Annotated in this window: 14 protein-coding genes; 7 read left to right on the top strand and 7 right to left on the bottom strand. The window is 63.1% G+C overall.

Going from position 1 to position 12528, the window contains the following annotated elements; all coding sequences use genetic code 11:
• Positions 1-68 precede the first annotated feature (68 nt).
• The 3 genes from ABDW57_RS17585 to ABDW57_RS17575 all read left to right on the top strand — a co-directional run bounded on the left by ABDW57_RS17585 (position 69) and on the right by ABDW57_RS17575 (position 1515).
• Positions 69-671 carry a glycine zipper 2TM domain-containing protein gene (locus ABDW57_RS17585; protein WP_343731467.1) on the top strand — a complete coding sequence of 201 codons (603 nt, stop codon included), beginning with the start codon at positions 69-71 and terminating at the stop codon, positions 669-671.
• Positions 672-750: 79 nt separating this feature from the next.
• Positions 751-897 (top strand): lmo0937 family membrane protein, encoded by a 147-nt coding sequence (locus tag ABDW57_RS17580; RefSeq protein WP_343731466.1) that lies wholly within the window; start codon positions 751-753, stop codon positions 895-897.
• An 84-nt stretch (positions 898-981) separates the two neighbouring features.
• Positions 982-1515 carry a DUF3617 domain-containing protein gene (locus tag ABDW57_RS17575; RefSeq protein WP_343731465.1) on the top strand — a complete coding sequence of 178 codons (534 nt, stop codon included), beginning with the start codon at positions 982-984 and terminating at the stop codon, positions 1513-1515.
• On the opposite strand, the gene ABDW57_RS17570 is transcribed toward ABDW57_RS17575, so the two are convergent.
• Complete coding sequence (locus ABDW57_RS17570; protein WP_343731464.1) at positions 1516-2337, bottom strand: porin; 822 nt, start codon at positions 2335-2337, stop codon at positions 1516-1518.
• A gap of 130 nt (positions 2338-2467) precedes the next feature.
• Between ABDW57_RS17570 and ABDW57_RS17565 the strand changes: the two genes are divergently transcribed.
• Together ABDW57_RS17565 and cls are read left to right on the top strand one after the other, a co-directional pair.
• Positions 2468-4471 (top strand): site-specific recombinase, encoded by a 2004-nt coding sequence (locus ABDW57_RS17565; RefSeq protein WP_343731463.1) that lies wholly within the window; start codon positions 2468-2470, stop codon positions 4469-4471.
• Positions 4468-5859: a cardiolipin synthase gene (gene cls / locus ABDW57_RS17560; protein WP_343731462.1), complete on the top strand. Its 1392-nt coding sequence runs from the start codon at positions 4468-4470 to the stop codon at positions 5857-5859. Before ABDW57_RS17565 ends, cls begins: the two co-directional genes overlap by 4 nt.
• 8 nt (positions 5860-5867) lie before the next feature.
• Here the strand turns inward: cls and ABDW57_RS17555 are convergent, their stop codons facing one another.
• The 3 genes from ABDW57_RS17555 to ABDW57_RS17545 are packed head-to-tail and all read right to left on the bottom strand — an operon-like array spanning position 5868 to position 8269.
• The gene (locus ABDW57_RS17555) at positions 5868-6686 is read right to left on the bottom strand and encodes a metallophosphoesterase family protein (protein ID WP_343731461.1); all 819 of its coding nucleotides are present in this window, start codon (positions 6684-6686) and stop codon (positions 5868-5870) included.
• Positions 6687-6695: 9 nt separating this feature from the next.
• Positions 6696-7586 carry a diacylglycerol kinase family protein gene (locus tag ABDW57_RS17550; RefSeq protein ID WP_343731460.1) on the bottom strand — a complete coding sequence of 297 codons (891 nt, stop codon included), beginning with the start codon at positions 7584-7586 and terminating at the stop codon, positions 6696-6698.
• A gap of 5 nt (positions 7587-7591) precedes the next feature.
• Positions 7592-8269 (bottom strand): phosphatase PAP2 family protein, encoded by a 678-nt coding sequence (locus tag ABDW57_RS17545; RefSeq protein ID WP_343731459.1) that lies wholly within the window; start codon positions 8267-8269, stop codon positions 7592-7594.
• A 176-nt stretch (positions 8270-8445) separates the two neighbouring features.
• On the opposite strand from ABDW57_RS17545, the gene ABDW57_RS17540 reads away from it, so the two are divergent.
• A complete protein-coding gene (locus ABDW57_RS17540; protein ID WP_090192292.1) occupies positions 8446-8676 on the top strand; it encodes a hypothetical protein in 231 nt (76 codons plus the stop codon).
• Between the two features lie 72 nt (positions 8677-8748).
• Here the strand turns inward: ABDW57_RS17540 and ABDW57_RS17535 are convergent, their stop codons facing one another.
• Positions 8749-9831 (bottom strand): AI-2E family transporter, encoded by a 1083-nt coding sequence (locus ABDW57_RS17535; RefSeq protein ID WP_343731458.1) that lies wholly within the window; start codon positions 9829-9831, stop codon positions 8749-8751.
• 86 nt (positions 9832-9917) lie between these two features.
• Positions 9918-10817: a LysR family transcriptional regulator gene (locus tag ABDW57_RS17530; protein ID WP_343731457.1), complete on the bottom strand. Its 900-nt coding sequence runs from the start codon at positions 10815-10817 to the stop codon at positions 9918-9920.
• Between the two features lie 99 nt (positions 10818-10916).
• Between ABDW57_RS17530 and ABDW57_RS17525 the strand changes: the two genes are divergently transcribed.
• Positions 10917-11933: a zinc-binding alcohol dehydrogenase family protein gene (locus ABDW57_RS17525; RefSeq protein ID WP_343731456.1), complete on the top strand. Its 1017-nt coding sequence runs from the start codon at positions 10917-10919 to the stop codon at positions 11931-11933.
• On the opposite strand, the gene ABDW57_RS17520 is transcribed toward ABDW57_RS17525, so the two are convergent.
• The gene (locus tag ABDW57_RS17520; protein WP_343731455.1) at positions 11934-12461 is read right to left on the bottom strand and encodes a hypothetical protein; all 528 of its coding nucleotides are present in this window, start codon (positions 12459-12461) and stop codon (positions 11934-11936) included. It abuts the gene before it with no gap.
• Between the last annotated feature and the right edge of the window lie 67 nt (positions 12462-12528).

Genomic DNA, 12528 nt, shown 5'->3' with positions numbered 1-12528 from the left:
TGACGCACGGAAGACTTGCATGTCCTGCAGGAAAATATCCGTTTCGATAAATAACAAAGGACACCCACATGGACACCCCAAACAAACCCGCCACCCACCCGGTCATGGTGATTGCCGCCGTGGCGGTGGTGCTGTTCTGCGGCGTCGGCAGCGCCGCCATCCTGGGCTGGCTGCCGACCTCGAATGCCAGCGTGCCGGAAAAAGTCAGCGGCATGCCACCAGCGCCGGAACAGGCGCCGAAAACCGCCTTGGCCGATACCGCCCCGCCGCCAGCCCAGGCGCTGGCCCAGCAAGGCCCGGGCCAGCAAGCTGAACAGGAGGGCCGCCAGGCGCCGTGCGCCAACTGCGGCGTGGTGGAATCGGTGCGCGCGATCGAGCACCGTCCGCAAGGCAGCGGCGTCGGCGCGGTCGGCGGCGCGGTGCTGGGCGGCCTGCTCGGCAACCAGGTCGGCAGCGGCCATGGCCGCCAGCTGGCCACGGTGGCGGGCGCGGTCGGCGGCGCGGTGGCCGGCAACCAGATCGAAGGCAATATGAAAACCACCCACACCTGGGATATCGTGGTGCGCATGGATAACGGCAACAAGCGCACCTTCCACCAGTCGTCGCAGCCATCGTGGCGCTCGGGTGACCCGGTGCGCGTGGTGAAAGGCCAGCTGCGTCCGCTGGACTGAGGGCCAAGGTACGGCAGCGTACAGAATTCACGCCGGCAAGCATAGATAATGATTCCAACACAACCCGAGGAGATAAATCATGCTTTACACCATCGCTGTAGTGCTGCTCGTCCTGTGGCTGCTGGGCCTGGTAACTTCGTACACCATCGGCGGCTTCATCCACATCCTGCTGGTGGTCGCCATCATCATGGTGCTGCTGCGCCTGATTAGCGGACGCGGCGTGTAGCCTTCCCCGCCTCCGGAAAAACGGCGCCTGGATTTCCCGGCGCCGTTTTCGTTTATGCTGATTGTTTTCGGGAGAACTGGACTTATGAAACGTCTTTTGCTGACACTGGCCGTGCTGGCGGCCACGCATGCTTCGGCCCAGCAGTCCGTCAAGCCGGGCTTGTGGGAATTGAATAACAAGGTCAAGACCGGCAATGCCCAGACCGACCAGGCCGTGACCGCGGCGCTGGCGCAACTGGCGGCACTGCCGCCGGCCCAGCGCGCGCAGATGGAAGCGATGATGGCGCAGAACGGCATTTCCATGCCCAAGGCGGCCGGCGACGGCGGCCTCACGCTGACCGCCTGCGTCACGCCCGAAATGGCGGCGCGCAAGGAACTGCCGCTCAATCAGCAAGGCAAGTGCAGCTCGACCCAGGAACCGGTGGCGGGCGGCATCAACGTCTCCTTCACCTGCACCGACCCGGCCTCCAGCGGCAGCGGCCAGATCCGCTTCAACGGCGACAAGGCCTACACCATGACCATGAACGTCACCAACCACAGCGGCGCCGGCCCGCAAAACGCCACGGTGGAATCGACCGGACGCTGGCTGAGCGACAGCTGCCCGGCCAGGCCGAAGTAATCAGAAAGCGTGCTTGAAGCCGACGTTGAGGGCGCGATCACTGCCGCCGCCCATGGGGCCGGCGCGATGCTGGATGGTGGCAAACGAGGCGTAGACATTGGTGCGGCGCGAGAAGGCATAGCTGGCGCCCAGCGCGAACTGGTTGGCGTCACGGTCAGCCAGGCCGCGGTCATCTTTCTTGATGTAGGAAGCCAGGAAAGTGGTGGCGCCCATCGGCACCGCCACGCCGAACAGCACGTCGCGGCTGTTGGTGGACGGATAGCGCAGCGCCACAGCGCCATACGGATTGCTCTCATCCCACTGCATGCCGGCGTCACCCCGGCTGTGGCCGTAGGCGGCGTAACCGACAAAGCGGCCGAAGTCGACATTGGCCGCCACCAGCGAGTTGCGCGCCGACTGATCGACCGGCGGCGTGGTGCCGGTGGCGTCCAGCATGTTTTCCTTGCGTTGGTGGGTGATGCTGAGACTGACGCGGCCCTTTTCATAACCGAGCGTGGCGCTGTAGGCGCGGTTGACCCAGTTGTTGAACGGCGCCTCGCCCACGCTGTACGTCATCGCCCCCACGAAGCCGCTGCGCGAGCGCGGCGACTTGAACTTGAGGGAGCTGTCGTAGCGCTTGTTGAAACCGACCTGGCTGTCGTCCACCAGGTTGTATTGCCGCCCGGTGGTCACCATGCCGAACGGGCTGTCGAGCATGTCCAGCGTCTGGCGATCCAGCGGCTGGCTGTCCTGCGCCTTGGGATCGAGTGCACGGTACACCTCGGTCTGCGCTATCGCAGCCAGGGGTGCAATCAGGGCAAGGGTGACGAGTGCGGTTTTCATGATGGCTTCAGTGTAGGCCGCCGCCACTGCTCATTCTGTGCGCATGATCACGCTCGTGCGAGATTGCATCGCAGAAATCTATGTTCGCCAGCGTACATACAAGGCAGGTGGTGCTGGCTATACTGGCCGCATGCTAGAAATCCTGGAAAAAATCGATGCGGAAAGCAGCGATATCGGCCTGATGGTCGCGCTGTTCGACACCCTCCGCCCCCAACGCGCCAGTGATGGCGCGCGCGCCACCGCCAACGTCCGCACCTTGTGCCAGCTGTTGAAAGGCAATCCGGCCCACGCGGTGGCGCTGCGCAGCTACGCGCGCACGCTGATTGCCGCGCGCCGCCATCCCAGCCTGTACACCGAAATCGGCGTGCTGTCGAACGACGGCTTCTTCTCCGAGCTGCGCACGCGGATTGCCTACCGCATCCTGCCGCCCGCCCTGGGCAACGACTACCTGAGCGAAGCGCTGGACCAGATCATCTACAAGCGCACCGATTACATCTGGATGGGCGCGGTGCCGGCCGAGGACTGGCTGGCCCTGTTTGACGTGATCTGCAATGCCGAGCAGCGCGCCGATGCGCCGCGCGAGGCCAACCTGATGCTGCCCGGCCTGCTGGACGCCATCCGCACCCTGTCCTACCGCGTGTGCGCCATCGGCCTGGAGCCGCGTCTGACCAATTTCCACACCGAGATGGAAACCTACGAGTCGCCGTTCATGGTGCAGAACTTCGAGGTCAACGCCTATCTCGACACTTACCAGCGCAAGCTGGCCGGCGAAGACATCGCGCTGGAAGACAGCCGTCATCTGCTGGTGATGCTGGATCAGTGCGACAGCGTGATCGCCAAAATCCGCAAGAAAGCGCTGAGCCAGGGCACCAGCATCGCCCTGACCTACCTGCTGGTGTCGCTGACGCAAAGCCTGGCCCGCATGCGCAAGCTGCTGTTCCTGGTCGACCGCGAGCAAGACAGCGACCGCCGCGGCGCCGCCGTGGCGCTGGGCCTGGAGCTGGTGGAGGCGCACAACAACAAGTACATGGTGCGCGACCTGCTGCGCGACAATGTCGACCTGCTGGCGCGCAACGTCACCGAAAACGCCAGCCACACCGGCGAGCACTACGTGGCCGACAGCCGCAAGGAACTGCGCAGCATGTTCGTGTCCTCGGCCGGCGCCGGGCTGGTGATCGGCTTCATGGCGCTGTTCAAGATCCTGGTGTCCTACCTGCGCGCGGCACCACTGGTGGAAGCCTTCCTGTTCAGCATGAACTACTCGCTGGGCTTCATGTTCATCCACCTGCTGCACTTTACGGTGGCCACCAAGCAGCCGGCCATGACCGCCTCGCGCATCGCCGCCGGCCTGCATTCGCGCGACGGCCGCAACATCGACATCGACAGCATGGCCGAACTGTGCGCCAAGGTGATCCGCACGCAAAACATGGCGGTGCTGGGCAATCTGGCGGTGGCCATCCCGACCGCGTATGCGATTGCCATGGCGTGGCCGCTGCTGACCGGCCACCATCTGGTGTCGCCGGAAAAAGCCATGCACCTGCTGCACGACATTGACCCGATCCACGCGCCGACGCTGATCTATGCGGCGATTGCCGGGGTCTGCCTGTTCGTGGCCGGCCTGATCTCGGGCTACTACGACAACAAGGCGCTGTACACGCGCTGGGCGCAACGCATCGCGCAGCTGCGCGGTCTGCGCTGGCTGCTGGGCCAGGAACGGCTGGACCGCCTGGGCGTCTACCTGGAAAACAATCTGGGCGGCCTGATGGGGAACTTCTTCTTCGGCATCCTGCTGGGCGTGATGCCGTTTATCGGCTTCGTGCTGGGCATTCCGCTGGACATCCGGCACGTGACGTTCTCGTCGGCCAACTTTGCGACAGCAATTGTTGGACTCGATCACAATGTCAGCTGGGAACTGGTTGTGACTTCCGTGGCAGGTTTCCTTTCCATTGGGACAGTGAATCTGCTGGTCAGCTTTGGCCTCGCCCTGTGGGTGGCGCTGCGTTCGCGCAATGTGCACTTCAAGCATGGCTGGCTGCTGCTGAAGGCGCTGGGCCGCCAGTTCCGGCAAGGGCCGATCACCTTCTTCTTTGGCCCGAAAGAAGATCATCAACTCATCGAAAAGGTCGAAAAATGAAACCGCTGCACATGCGCTTCTGGCTCCCTGTCGTCTTGATGTGCTGGGGTTTGCTGGGCGCCTGTGCCTCCTTGCCGAATGTGACCGGGCTCAACGAAAAAATCGATCCGCCGGCCGCGCCCACCGTCAAGGGACCGAACGGCGAATTGAGCGATGCGCGCACCAAGGCGCTGCTGGCAAAGCGCTGGTCCAGGGGCACGCTGGACTTGCAGCAGCAGGCGGCGCTGGAAGAAGCCGCCACCGGCGTGCCCCTCATCGCCGGCAACAAGTGCACGCTGCTGTTCGACGGCCCGCAGACCATGTCGGAAATGCTGAAGGCGATTGCCGCCGCCCGCAACCACATCAACCTGGAAACCTATATCTTCGATCAGGACGAGCTGGGCCTGAAGTTTGCCGATGCGCTGATCGAGAAGCAGCAGCAAGGCGTGACGGTGAATATTTTGTACGACAGCGTCGGCACCATTGGCGTGCCGGCCGAGTTTTTCGCGCGCATGCGCAAGGCCGGCATCCATTTGATCGAATTCAATCCGGTGAATCCGGCCAAGGTCAGCGGCGAAGGCTGGAAGATCAACAACCGCGACCACCGCAAGGTGCTGATCGTCGATGGCAAGGTGGCGTTCACCGGCGGCATCAATATCAGCGCCACCTATGCCAAGAGCTCGCTGTTCCGCTCGGCTTCCAAGCCGACCGACAAGTCGCAGGTGGGCTGGCGCGATACCCATATCAAGGTGGAAGGACCGGCGGTGCAGGCTTTCCAGTGGCTGTTCGTGCGCCAGTGGGCGTCGCAGGACAAGGATGATTTGCCCGACGCCGACTACTTCCCCAAGCCGGTGATTGCCGGCGACAAGGTGGTGCGCGTGCTGGGCAGCGAGCCGGGCGGCAAGTTTGAAATCTACAAGGCCTACGCGCTGGCGATTCAGGAAGCCCGGAAGTCCATCCACATCACTTCAGCATACTTCGTGCCGGACCGCCAGACCGTGGATGCGCTGATTGCGGCAGCCAGGCGCGGCGTGGACGTCAAGATCGTACTGCCCGGCGTATCCGACAGCGGGCTGGTGTTCTATGCCGGCCATGCCTTCTATGACGATCTGCTGTCGGCCGGCGTGAAGATCTACCAGCTCAAGCTGGCCGTGCTGCACGCCAAGACCGCCGTCATCGATGGCGCCTGGTCGACCGTCGGCTCGACCAATATCGACACCCGCAGCTTCCTGCACAACAGCGAAATCAACGTCATCGTCATGGGCGAGGCGTTCGGGATGGAGATGGAGAAGGCGTTCCAGGAAGACATCAAGGATTCCAACGTCATCACGCTGGAACAATGGCGCGACCGGCCGCTGGTCAACCGCATGAAGGAATGGGCGGCGCGCTTTATGAATTACTGGCTCTGACCGGCGGATCACGCCTCCGCCGCCAGCGACCACACATCGCCGCTGCGGCGGAAGCATTCGGTGTGGACCGGCTCAAAGCTGGCCGTGCCTTCAATCCAGCTGTAGCGATCAACCTGCACATCATCCGGATCGATGCGCAGCACGTTGAAGGAGTTGGACTCGCCGCGCCCGCGGGTGGAGGTGGCGGTGCCGGCCTGCACCACCAGCGCCGCGTAGCCGCTGATCTTGTAGCGATGCGCGCTGTTGCCCGCGTGGCTGGAATGCAGATGGCCGGCCAGCAGCAGATCCACGCCACACTCGGCAAACGCCTGCATTGCCATGGGCGCGCGGTCGACCAGATCATCGTTGTCGAAGTTATCCGGCAAATCAAACGGATGATGGGTGACGATGATGCGTGTGTGATCCGGCCCCACCGCCTGCATGCGCTGGCGCATCTGCGCCAACTGTTCCTTGTTGACGCGGCCGTCTTTGAAGGTCAGCGAACGCGCGGTGTTGATGCCGAGGACCGCGATCTCCTCGTCCACATACTCCGGCGCCAGATCCAGCGTGACATAACGTGTGTATTTGCGCAGCGGCGTCAGAAAGCGGCTGGCGACGTTGTACAGCGGGATGTCGTGATTGCCGGGCACCACGATCTGCGGTCCCGGCAAGGTATCCAGCCACGCACGCGCGGCCTTGAATTCTTCGGTTTTGGCGCGCTGAGTCAGATCGCCCGACACCACCACCACGTCCGGCGCCAGCCTGGTCACCAGTGCCTGCAAGGGCCGCAGCAAGTCCTGATCGACGCGGCCAAAATGCAGATCGGATAAATGGACGATGGTGCGCATGCTCCCCTCCTAGGCGGCCGGCACGATCACGTGCAGCGCCGATGCCCTGGAACGATAGCACAATGGCGGGCTCATCAGCGTAACCTCGCCATCGGTGGCCACGCGCAGGCGCTGGTGGCGGGTCTCGATCGTCAGCTCCTGCGACGACAGGACGTCAAAATCGCGCGCCTCCTGCAGCTTGCCAAACAACGCGTGCAAGGCGTAGCGCAGCAGGCCCAGCCGGGTCGGCTTCTGCGCCACGTACAGGCACAGCTTGCCGCTGTCCAGCCGCTCGCGCGCGCCCAGCGTCAAGCCTTGCAGGTATTCGTTATTACCGATGAAGACAAAGGGCGTGCGCCGCAGATGCTCCTCGCCATTGATCTTGAGCCGCACGCTGAGGAAAGGAAAGCGCCGCAACGCGGCAAACAGCGCCCAGCCAAACGCCGGCCATTTGCCGCGGCCCAGATGGCGTTGCTGCTGCTCGCGGTCGCGCACGATGTCGGGATAGATGCCGAGGCTGGAGTTGTTGAGGAAAATGCGGCCGTTGACTTCGCCCACATCCACTTTGCTGGCGACGCCATGCACGGCATTGGCCACTGCCTCATCCAGATCCAGCGGAATCTTCAAATCCTTGGCGAAGTGATTCAGTGTGCCGAGCGGCAGCACGCCCAGCCGCGTCTGCGTGCCGGCCAGCACCGAGGCCACGGCATTGATGGTGCCGTCGCCGCCGCCGGCCACCACCACCGCAGCGCCTTCTTCCAGCGCGCGCCTGGCCCGCGCGATCATTTCCGCGCCGCTTTTCGCCAGCGTGATATCCGCCTCCACACCCTGCGCGCGGAACTTTTCGGCCAGCGCGGCAGTCCAGCCTCCGCAGTAGCCCAGACCCGCACCCGCATTCACAATGACGACGATATTATCCATACGGTTTAGCTTGTTTTTGCTTCACGCCGGCGCCGCAGCGTGGAAATGGCGGTGATGCAGACGGCCAGCCACGCCACGCTTCCCGCCATGGCGGCCAGCACATCGCTGACATAATGCGCGCCCAGATAGACGCGGCTCAATGCCACCAACAATATCATCGCCAGGCAGAACGCCACCGTTCCCAAGCGCACATTCCATGCCGGACGGGCAAGCACCAGATAGCTGACCAGCAAGCCATAGAAGCAGGTGGCCGCCGTGGTGTGGCCGCTGGGGAAGCTGTAGGTGGCCAGCGTCACCAGCGGTTCCTCGAATACCGGCCGCGCGCGCTGGAACACATGTTTGAGGGCGACATTCAGCAGCATCCCGCCCGGCACCGCGAACGCCAGCGCCAGCAGCCAGTAGCGCGCCTGCGCCCGCCACAAATGCCAGGCAAACACGCCAAACAGCAGCGTCATGCCGGCCACCGAGTGCGCCAGCGAAATCCCGATCATGAAGCCGGTCAGCGGCTCAAACGCATGGGCGTTGAACCAGTGCGCCACCTGCTGGTCGAGGACGGTAATGGCTTGCTGCCCCATCACCGCCTCGGCCAGTTCATGAAACACATAGCCCGACGCCAGCAGCAATGCCATACCGACCGTCAGGTGCAGGCCGAATTCGCCGCCCGGAGACAGTCTTGCCTCCACGAAACTAAGCAATTTGTTAGAAATTTGGTCCTCCCGCTTGGTCAGCCGATGAAGTTGGCGTAAAAACCACGAAACAACGAATTTACTGTTTATTTGCACAGTACCTGTTTATTCATACAGTAGTTGTGCTATTCTGAACTCCTCGTTAAACACATCACCAACAAAAAGGAATTCACATGAGCACTCTGAACAGCAGCTATGGTTCCCGCTTCGGTCTGGAATACCTGCCTACCTCTTTCATGGTTCGCATGGGCAAACGCGAAATGATGGTGTGCCGTGACTTCCGCAAGCGTTTCTACGCAGTGAACCCGATCATGGAATGCGACACCGGCGTACAGGCAGGCCACCTTGAAGTGCTGCTGTTCCGCCGCTGGCTGCTGATCCTGTCGAAATCGAAGGCTCACTAATGGTTGCCGGTGCCAGTTGCCCTACCCAGTCGCATGACAGGCCGGCCAACGCCGCTGCCTCGCTAGCGCTCCTCACCTGGGTTTGGCAACTGGCGAGCCGACATCCTGCGTGTTCGCCGGATGCGCCTCATGCCACAGCGTTACAAACAGAACCATCACCACCGGACCGATAAACAGTCCCACCAGGCCCAGCGTTTCAACGCCGCCAAGTATGCCGAACAGTACGGCCAGGAATGGCAGCCGCGTGGCATTGCCAATGATGCCTGGCCGTACAAAGTGATCCGCAACGAATAGCACGATGCTGCCCCACACCACCACCGCAATCGCCGCGGGCAGCGCGCCGTTGAAGGCCAGCACGCCGGCCGCGCTCAGGAACGCCAGCGGCGCCCCGAAAGGAATGATGGCCAGAATGCCGGTTGCGGCAGCCCACAGCGCCGGCGAAGACAAGCCGGCCAGCGCGTAGCCGATGCCGATCAACACGCCTTCCGCCAGGCCGACCAGCACCAGCCCGTTGACGGTGGCGCGTATCGCGGTTGGAATCTTTTCCGCATAGTGCTGCCAGCGCTGGGGGCTAAGCCAGTGGCTGCCGAGGGCGCTGATCTGGCGGTTCAGCACTTCGCCATCCTTGTAGAAGAAGAACAGGCACAGGAAGGCCAGGCCGAAATCCACCAGCCGGTGCATGAAGCCAACGCCGGCCACCTTGAGCATGTCGCTGGCTGAATGGAAGCCGTTGATCTGGCGTTCGGACATCAGGTGCGCCAGGCCATGGGGCTGGCTCAGCGTGGCTTGCCACCAGTCGGTGATGGCCTCGCCAATCACCGGCAGATGGTGAATGAAAACGGGCACGGGTATGCCGTCGGTATTGGCGGTCACCACGTAATTGGCCAGTTCCGGCGCCTGCTGCGCAGCCTGCGTCACGCCCAGCAGCACCGGCACGATAAACACCGCCGCCATCAGCAAGGTCAACACCGCCGCGGCGATGAGGTCATGCCGGCCAAAGCGCTGGCGCATGCGCACATACAACGGCCAGGTGGCCACGCACAAAATCCCGGCCCAGATCAGCGGCAGGAAGAAACGGTGCGTGACGAAGGCGGCCAGTGCAATCAGCGTCAGCGAAAAGCCGGCGCTCAACAAGTCGCGCTGGGTTTCGGTCATTGCTCTCTCCCGAAGGTTCTTATTGCCGCTATGGTAAGCGCATTTCGTGGCAGCGCCACCACACCAAAGAGGGATTTCAGGCGTCCTTAAGCTTTTTCACACTGGGCGCGCAGGAAATCACGCAGTTGCAGCACGGTCGGCGTGACCTGCGAGCGGTGCATGCACAGCATATTGAGCGCGGTGCGTTCACCCAGCACGTCGGGCAACAGCACTTGCAGCCGCCCGGCGCGGATGTCTGCGCTCAGGTCCAGCCGCGATTTGTAGGCGATACCCAGGCCTGCCACCGCCCAGCGCCGCACCACGTCGGCATCGTCCACACTGCGGTTGCCGTTGACGTGGATGATTTCCGGCTCGGCCTCGGCATCGCGGTAAAAACTCCAGCGGTCGTGGATCACGTCGTCCAGCATGAAACGCAGACAGTTGTGACGCGACAGGTCTTCCAGTGCGCTCAGCTTGCCGTGCTGCTTGATGTACTCCGGCGACGCCACCAGCACGCGGCGGTTTTCCGGCGCCAGCGGAAAGGCAATCAGGCTGGAGTCTTCCTGCACACCGTAGCGGATGGCGATGTCGACCGGCTGCCGGTACATATCCGACACGCGGTCGCTGATGGTAAGCTGGAAACTGACCTTGGGATACAGGGCCTGGAATTCGTCCAGCCAGCCCACCACCATATTGCGCCCGAGGTCGGACGGCATGGAGATCTTCAGCGTGCCGCCCAGCGCTTCCTGCCCCTGCTTCAAGGCGTCATGCCCTTCCTGCAGCAGCCGCAGTGCCTCGCGCGCGTGGCGCAGATAGGTTACGCCCTCCTCCGTCAGGCGCAGCGAACGGGTGGTGCGGACGAACAGGCGCAGCTTCAATTCCCCTTCCAGCCGCTTGACGGCGGCACTGGCCAGCGCCGGCGAAATCTCCAGTTCGCGCGCCGCGGCCGACAGGCTGCCCCGGTCGGCGGTACGGACAAAGACGGTCAAATCATCCAGACGCAGCATTTTCTTCAATTTTTTGAAAGTGTTTCGGCGCACCGCCACTTTTTCAGCGCCACGAAATAAATGATGATACGCCCATCCTCACTTTTTCGGAGAATTTGAATGAAAGCCATCGCTTATCGCCAGTCCCTCCCGATCGACCATGCCGACGCGCTGATCGACCTCGAACTGCCCACCCCGCAAGCCACCGGCCGTGACCTGCTGGTCGAAGTGCGCGCCATTTCGGTCAATCCGGTGGACACCAAGATCCGCCGCAATGTCGCTCCGGCCGAAGGCCAGGCCAAGGTGATCGGCTGGGACGCCGCCGGCGTGGTGAAAGCGGTCGGTCCGGACGTCACCCTGTTCAAACCGGGCGACGAAGTCTGGTATGCCGGCGACCTGACCCGCGCCGGCACCAACAGCGAGCTGCATCTGGTGGACGAACGCATCGTCGGCCACAAGCCTAAGAATATCGACTTCGCACAGGCCGCCGCGCTGCCGCTGACCACCATCACCGCCTGGGAATTGTTGTTTGACCGACTGGAGGTGAGCCGCGACGCCGGCGCCACCCACGGCAAGTCGCTGCTGGTGATCGGCGCGGCCGGCGGCGTGGGTTCCATCCTGGTGCAGCTGGCGCGTCAACTAACCGGCCTGACCATCATCGGCACCGCCTCGCGTCCGGAAACCGGCGAGTGGATCAAGCAACTGGGCGCGCACCATGTGATTGACCACAGCAAGCCGCTGAACGAAGAGATCACCCGCCTCGGCCTGCCGCCGGTGACTTACGTCGCCGCGCTGAACCAGACCGACCACCACTGGGCTGCCATCAGCGAGCTGGTGGCGCCGCAAGGCAAGGTCGCGCTGATCGACGACCCGGCCGCCATTGACGTGCGCACGCTGAAACGCAAGAGCGTGTCGCTGCACTGGGAGTTCATGTACACCCGCTCGATGTTTCAGACCGCCGACATCCAGAAGCAGCACCAGTTGCTGAACGATGTGGCCAGGCTGGTGGAGTCCGGCGCGGTGAAAACCACGCTGGCCGAGCGCTACGGCAAGATCAATGCCGCCAACCTCAAGCGCGCGCACGCCCTGATCGAGAGCAACACGGCCAAGGGCAAGATCGTCCTGGAAGGCTTTTAACTAGGCTCTGGCCGCTGCGGCGGCGGCGGCATCCGCTTCCGCCCGCAGCCGCGCCAGCACCGCGTCGTCATGGCGCGTCAGGGCATCCTGCATGCGGCCGGCCGCGGCGCAGGAATCCTCCAGCACCTGGATCAGCGCCGCCTGCCGGCGCTTCAGGCCAGCCGACTGGTAGCCCAGATCATCAAACATGCGGCCGATATCGGCGCAGTAATCGCGCAGGTCCATCATGGAACTCTTGGTGAACTCGATATCGGTGCGCATGCTGTGATCCAGATCCAGCATCTCCAGTTTTTCATGCGCCACCGGCGACGCCTCACGGATGGCCGGCCCCCACCGCTCAAACTTGCCGGCGATGCGGCGCATCGTAATGATTTTCTGATCCAGCAGGCGGCAGTAGTGCCAGCACAGCCACCACACCGGCAGGCGCGCCATGAAACGCGGCAGTCCGGCCGTGGTCAGGTTACGTTCGAGTTTTTGGACAGCGGCAACCAGACGCCGCGCGCTGGCTCCGGTAGAGAAGTGGGACATGATGTCAGCTCCGTGGATAGATCCAGAGAGCTACGGTAGCCGCCGCATCAAACACACGGTTTGATGC

This window comes from Duganella sp., from assembly GCF_039595735.1.
GTDB lineage: Bacteria > Pseudomonadota > Gammaproteobacteria > Burkholderiales > Burkholderiaceae_D > Rugamonas.
The sequence above is the reverse complement of the archived record's forward strand: the minus strand, read 5'-3'. Positions and strand labels throughout refer to the sequence as shown.

Bases quoted from the DNA above. Each gene is read 5' to 3' on its own strand.
- ABDW57_RS17585 (WP_343731467.1), top strand. From the start codon at position 69: ATGGACACCCCAAACAAACCCGCCACCCACCCGGTCATGGTGATTGCC.
- ABDW57_RS17580 (WP_343731466.1), top strand. From the start codon at position 751: ATGCTTTACACCATCGCTGTAGTGCTGCTCGTCCTGTGGCTGCTGGGC.
- ABDW57_RS17575 (WP_343731465.1), top strand. From the start codon at position 982: ATGAAACGTCTTTTGCTGACACTGGCCGTGCTGGCGGCCACGCATGCT.
- ABDW57_RS17570 (WP_343731464.1), bottom strand. From the start codon at position 2,337: ATGAAAACCGCACTCGTCACCCTTGCCCTGATTGCACCCCTGGCTGCG.
- ABDW57_RS17565 (WP_343731463.1), top strand. From the start codon at position 2,468: ATGCTAGAAATCCTGGAAAAAATCGATGCGGAAAGCAGCGATATCGGC.
- cls (WP_343731462.1), top strand. From the start codon at position 4,468: ATGAAACCGCTGCACATGCGCTTCTGGCTCCCTGTCGTCTTGATGTGC.
- ABDW57_RS17555 (WP_343731461.1), bottom strand. From the start codon at position 6,686: ATGCGCACCATCGTCCATTTATCCGATCTGCATTTTGGCCGCGTCGAT.
- ABDW57_RS17550 (WP_343731460.1), bottom strand. From the start codon at position 7,586: ATGGATAATATCGTCGTCATTGTGAATGCGGGTGCGGGTCTGGGCTAC.
- ABDW57_RS17540 (WP_090192292.1), top strand. From the start codon at position 8,446: ATGAGCACTCTGAACAGCAGCTATGGTTCCCGCTTCGGTCTGGAATAC.
- ABDW57_RS17535 (WP_343731458.1), bottom strand. From the start codon at position 9,831: ATGACCGAAACCCAGCGCGACTTGTTGAGCGCCGGCTTTTCGCTGACG.
- ABDW57_RS17530 (WP_343731457.1), bottom strand. From the start codon at position 10,817: ATGCTGCGTCTGGATGATTTGACCGTCTTTGTCCGTACCGCCGACCGG.
- ABDW57_RS17525 (WP_343731456.1), top strand. From the start codon at position 10,917: ATGAAAGCCATCGCTTATCGCCAGTCCCTCCCGATCGACCATGCCGAC.
- ABDW57_RS17520 (WP_343731455.1), bottom strand. From the start codon at position 12,461: ATGTCCCACTTCTCTACCGGAGCCAGCGCGCGGCGTCTGGTTGCCGCT.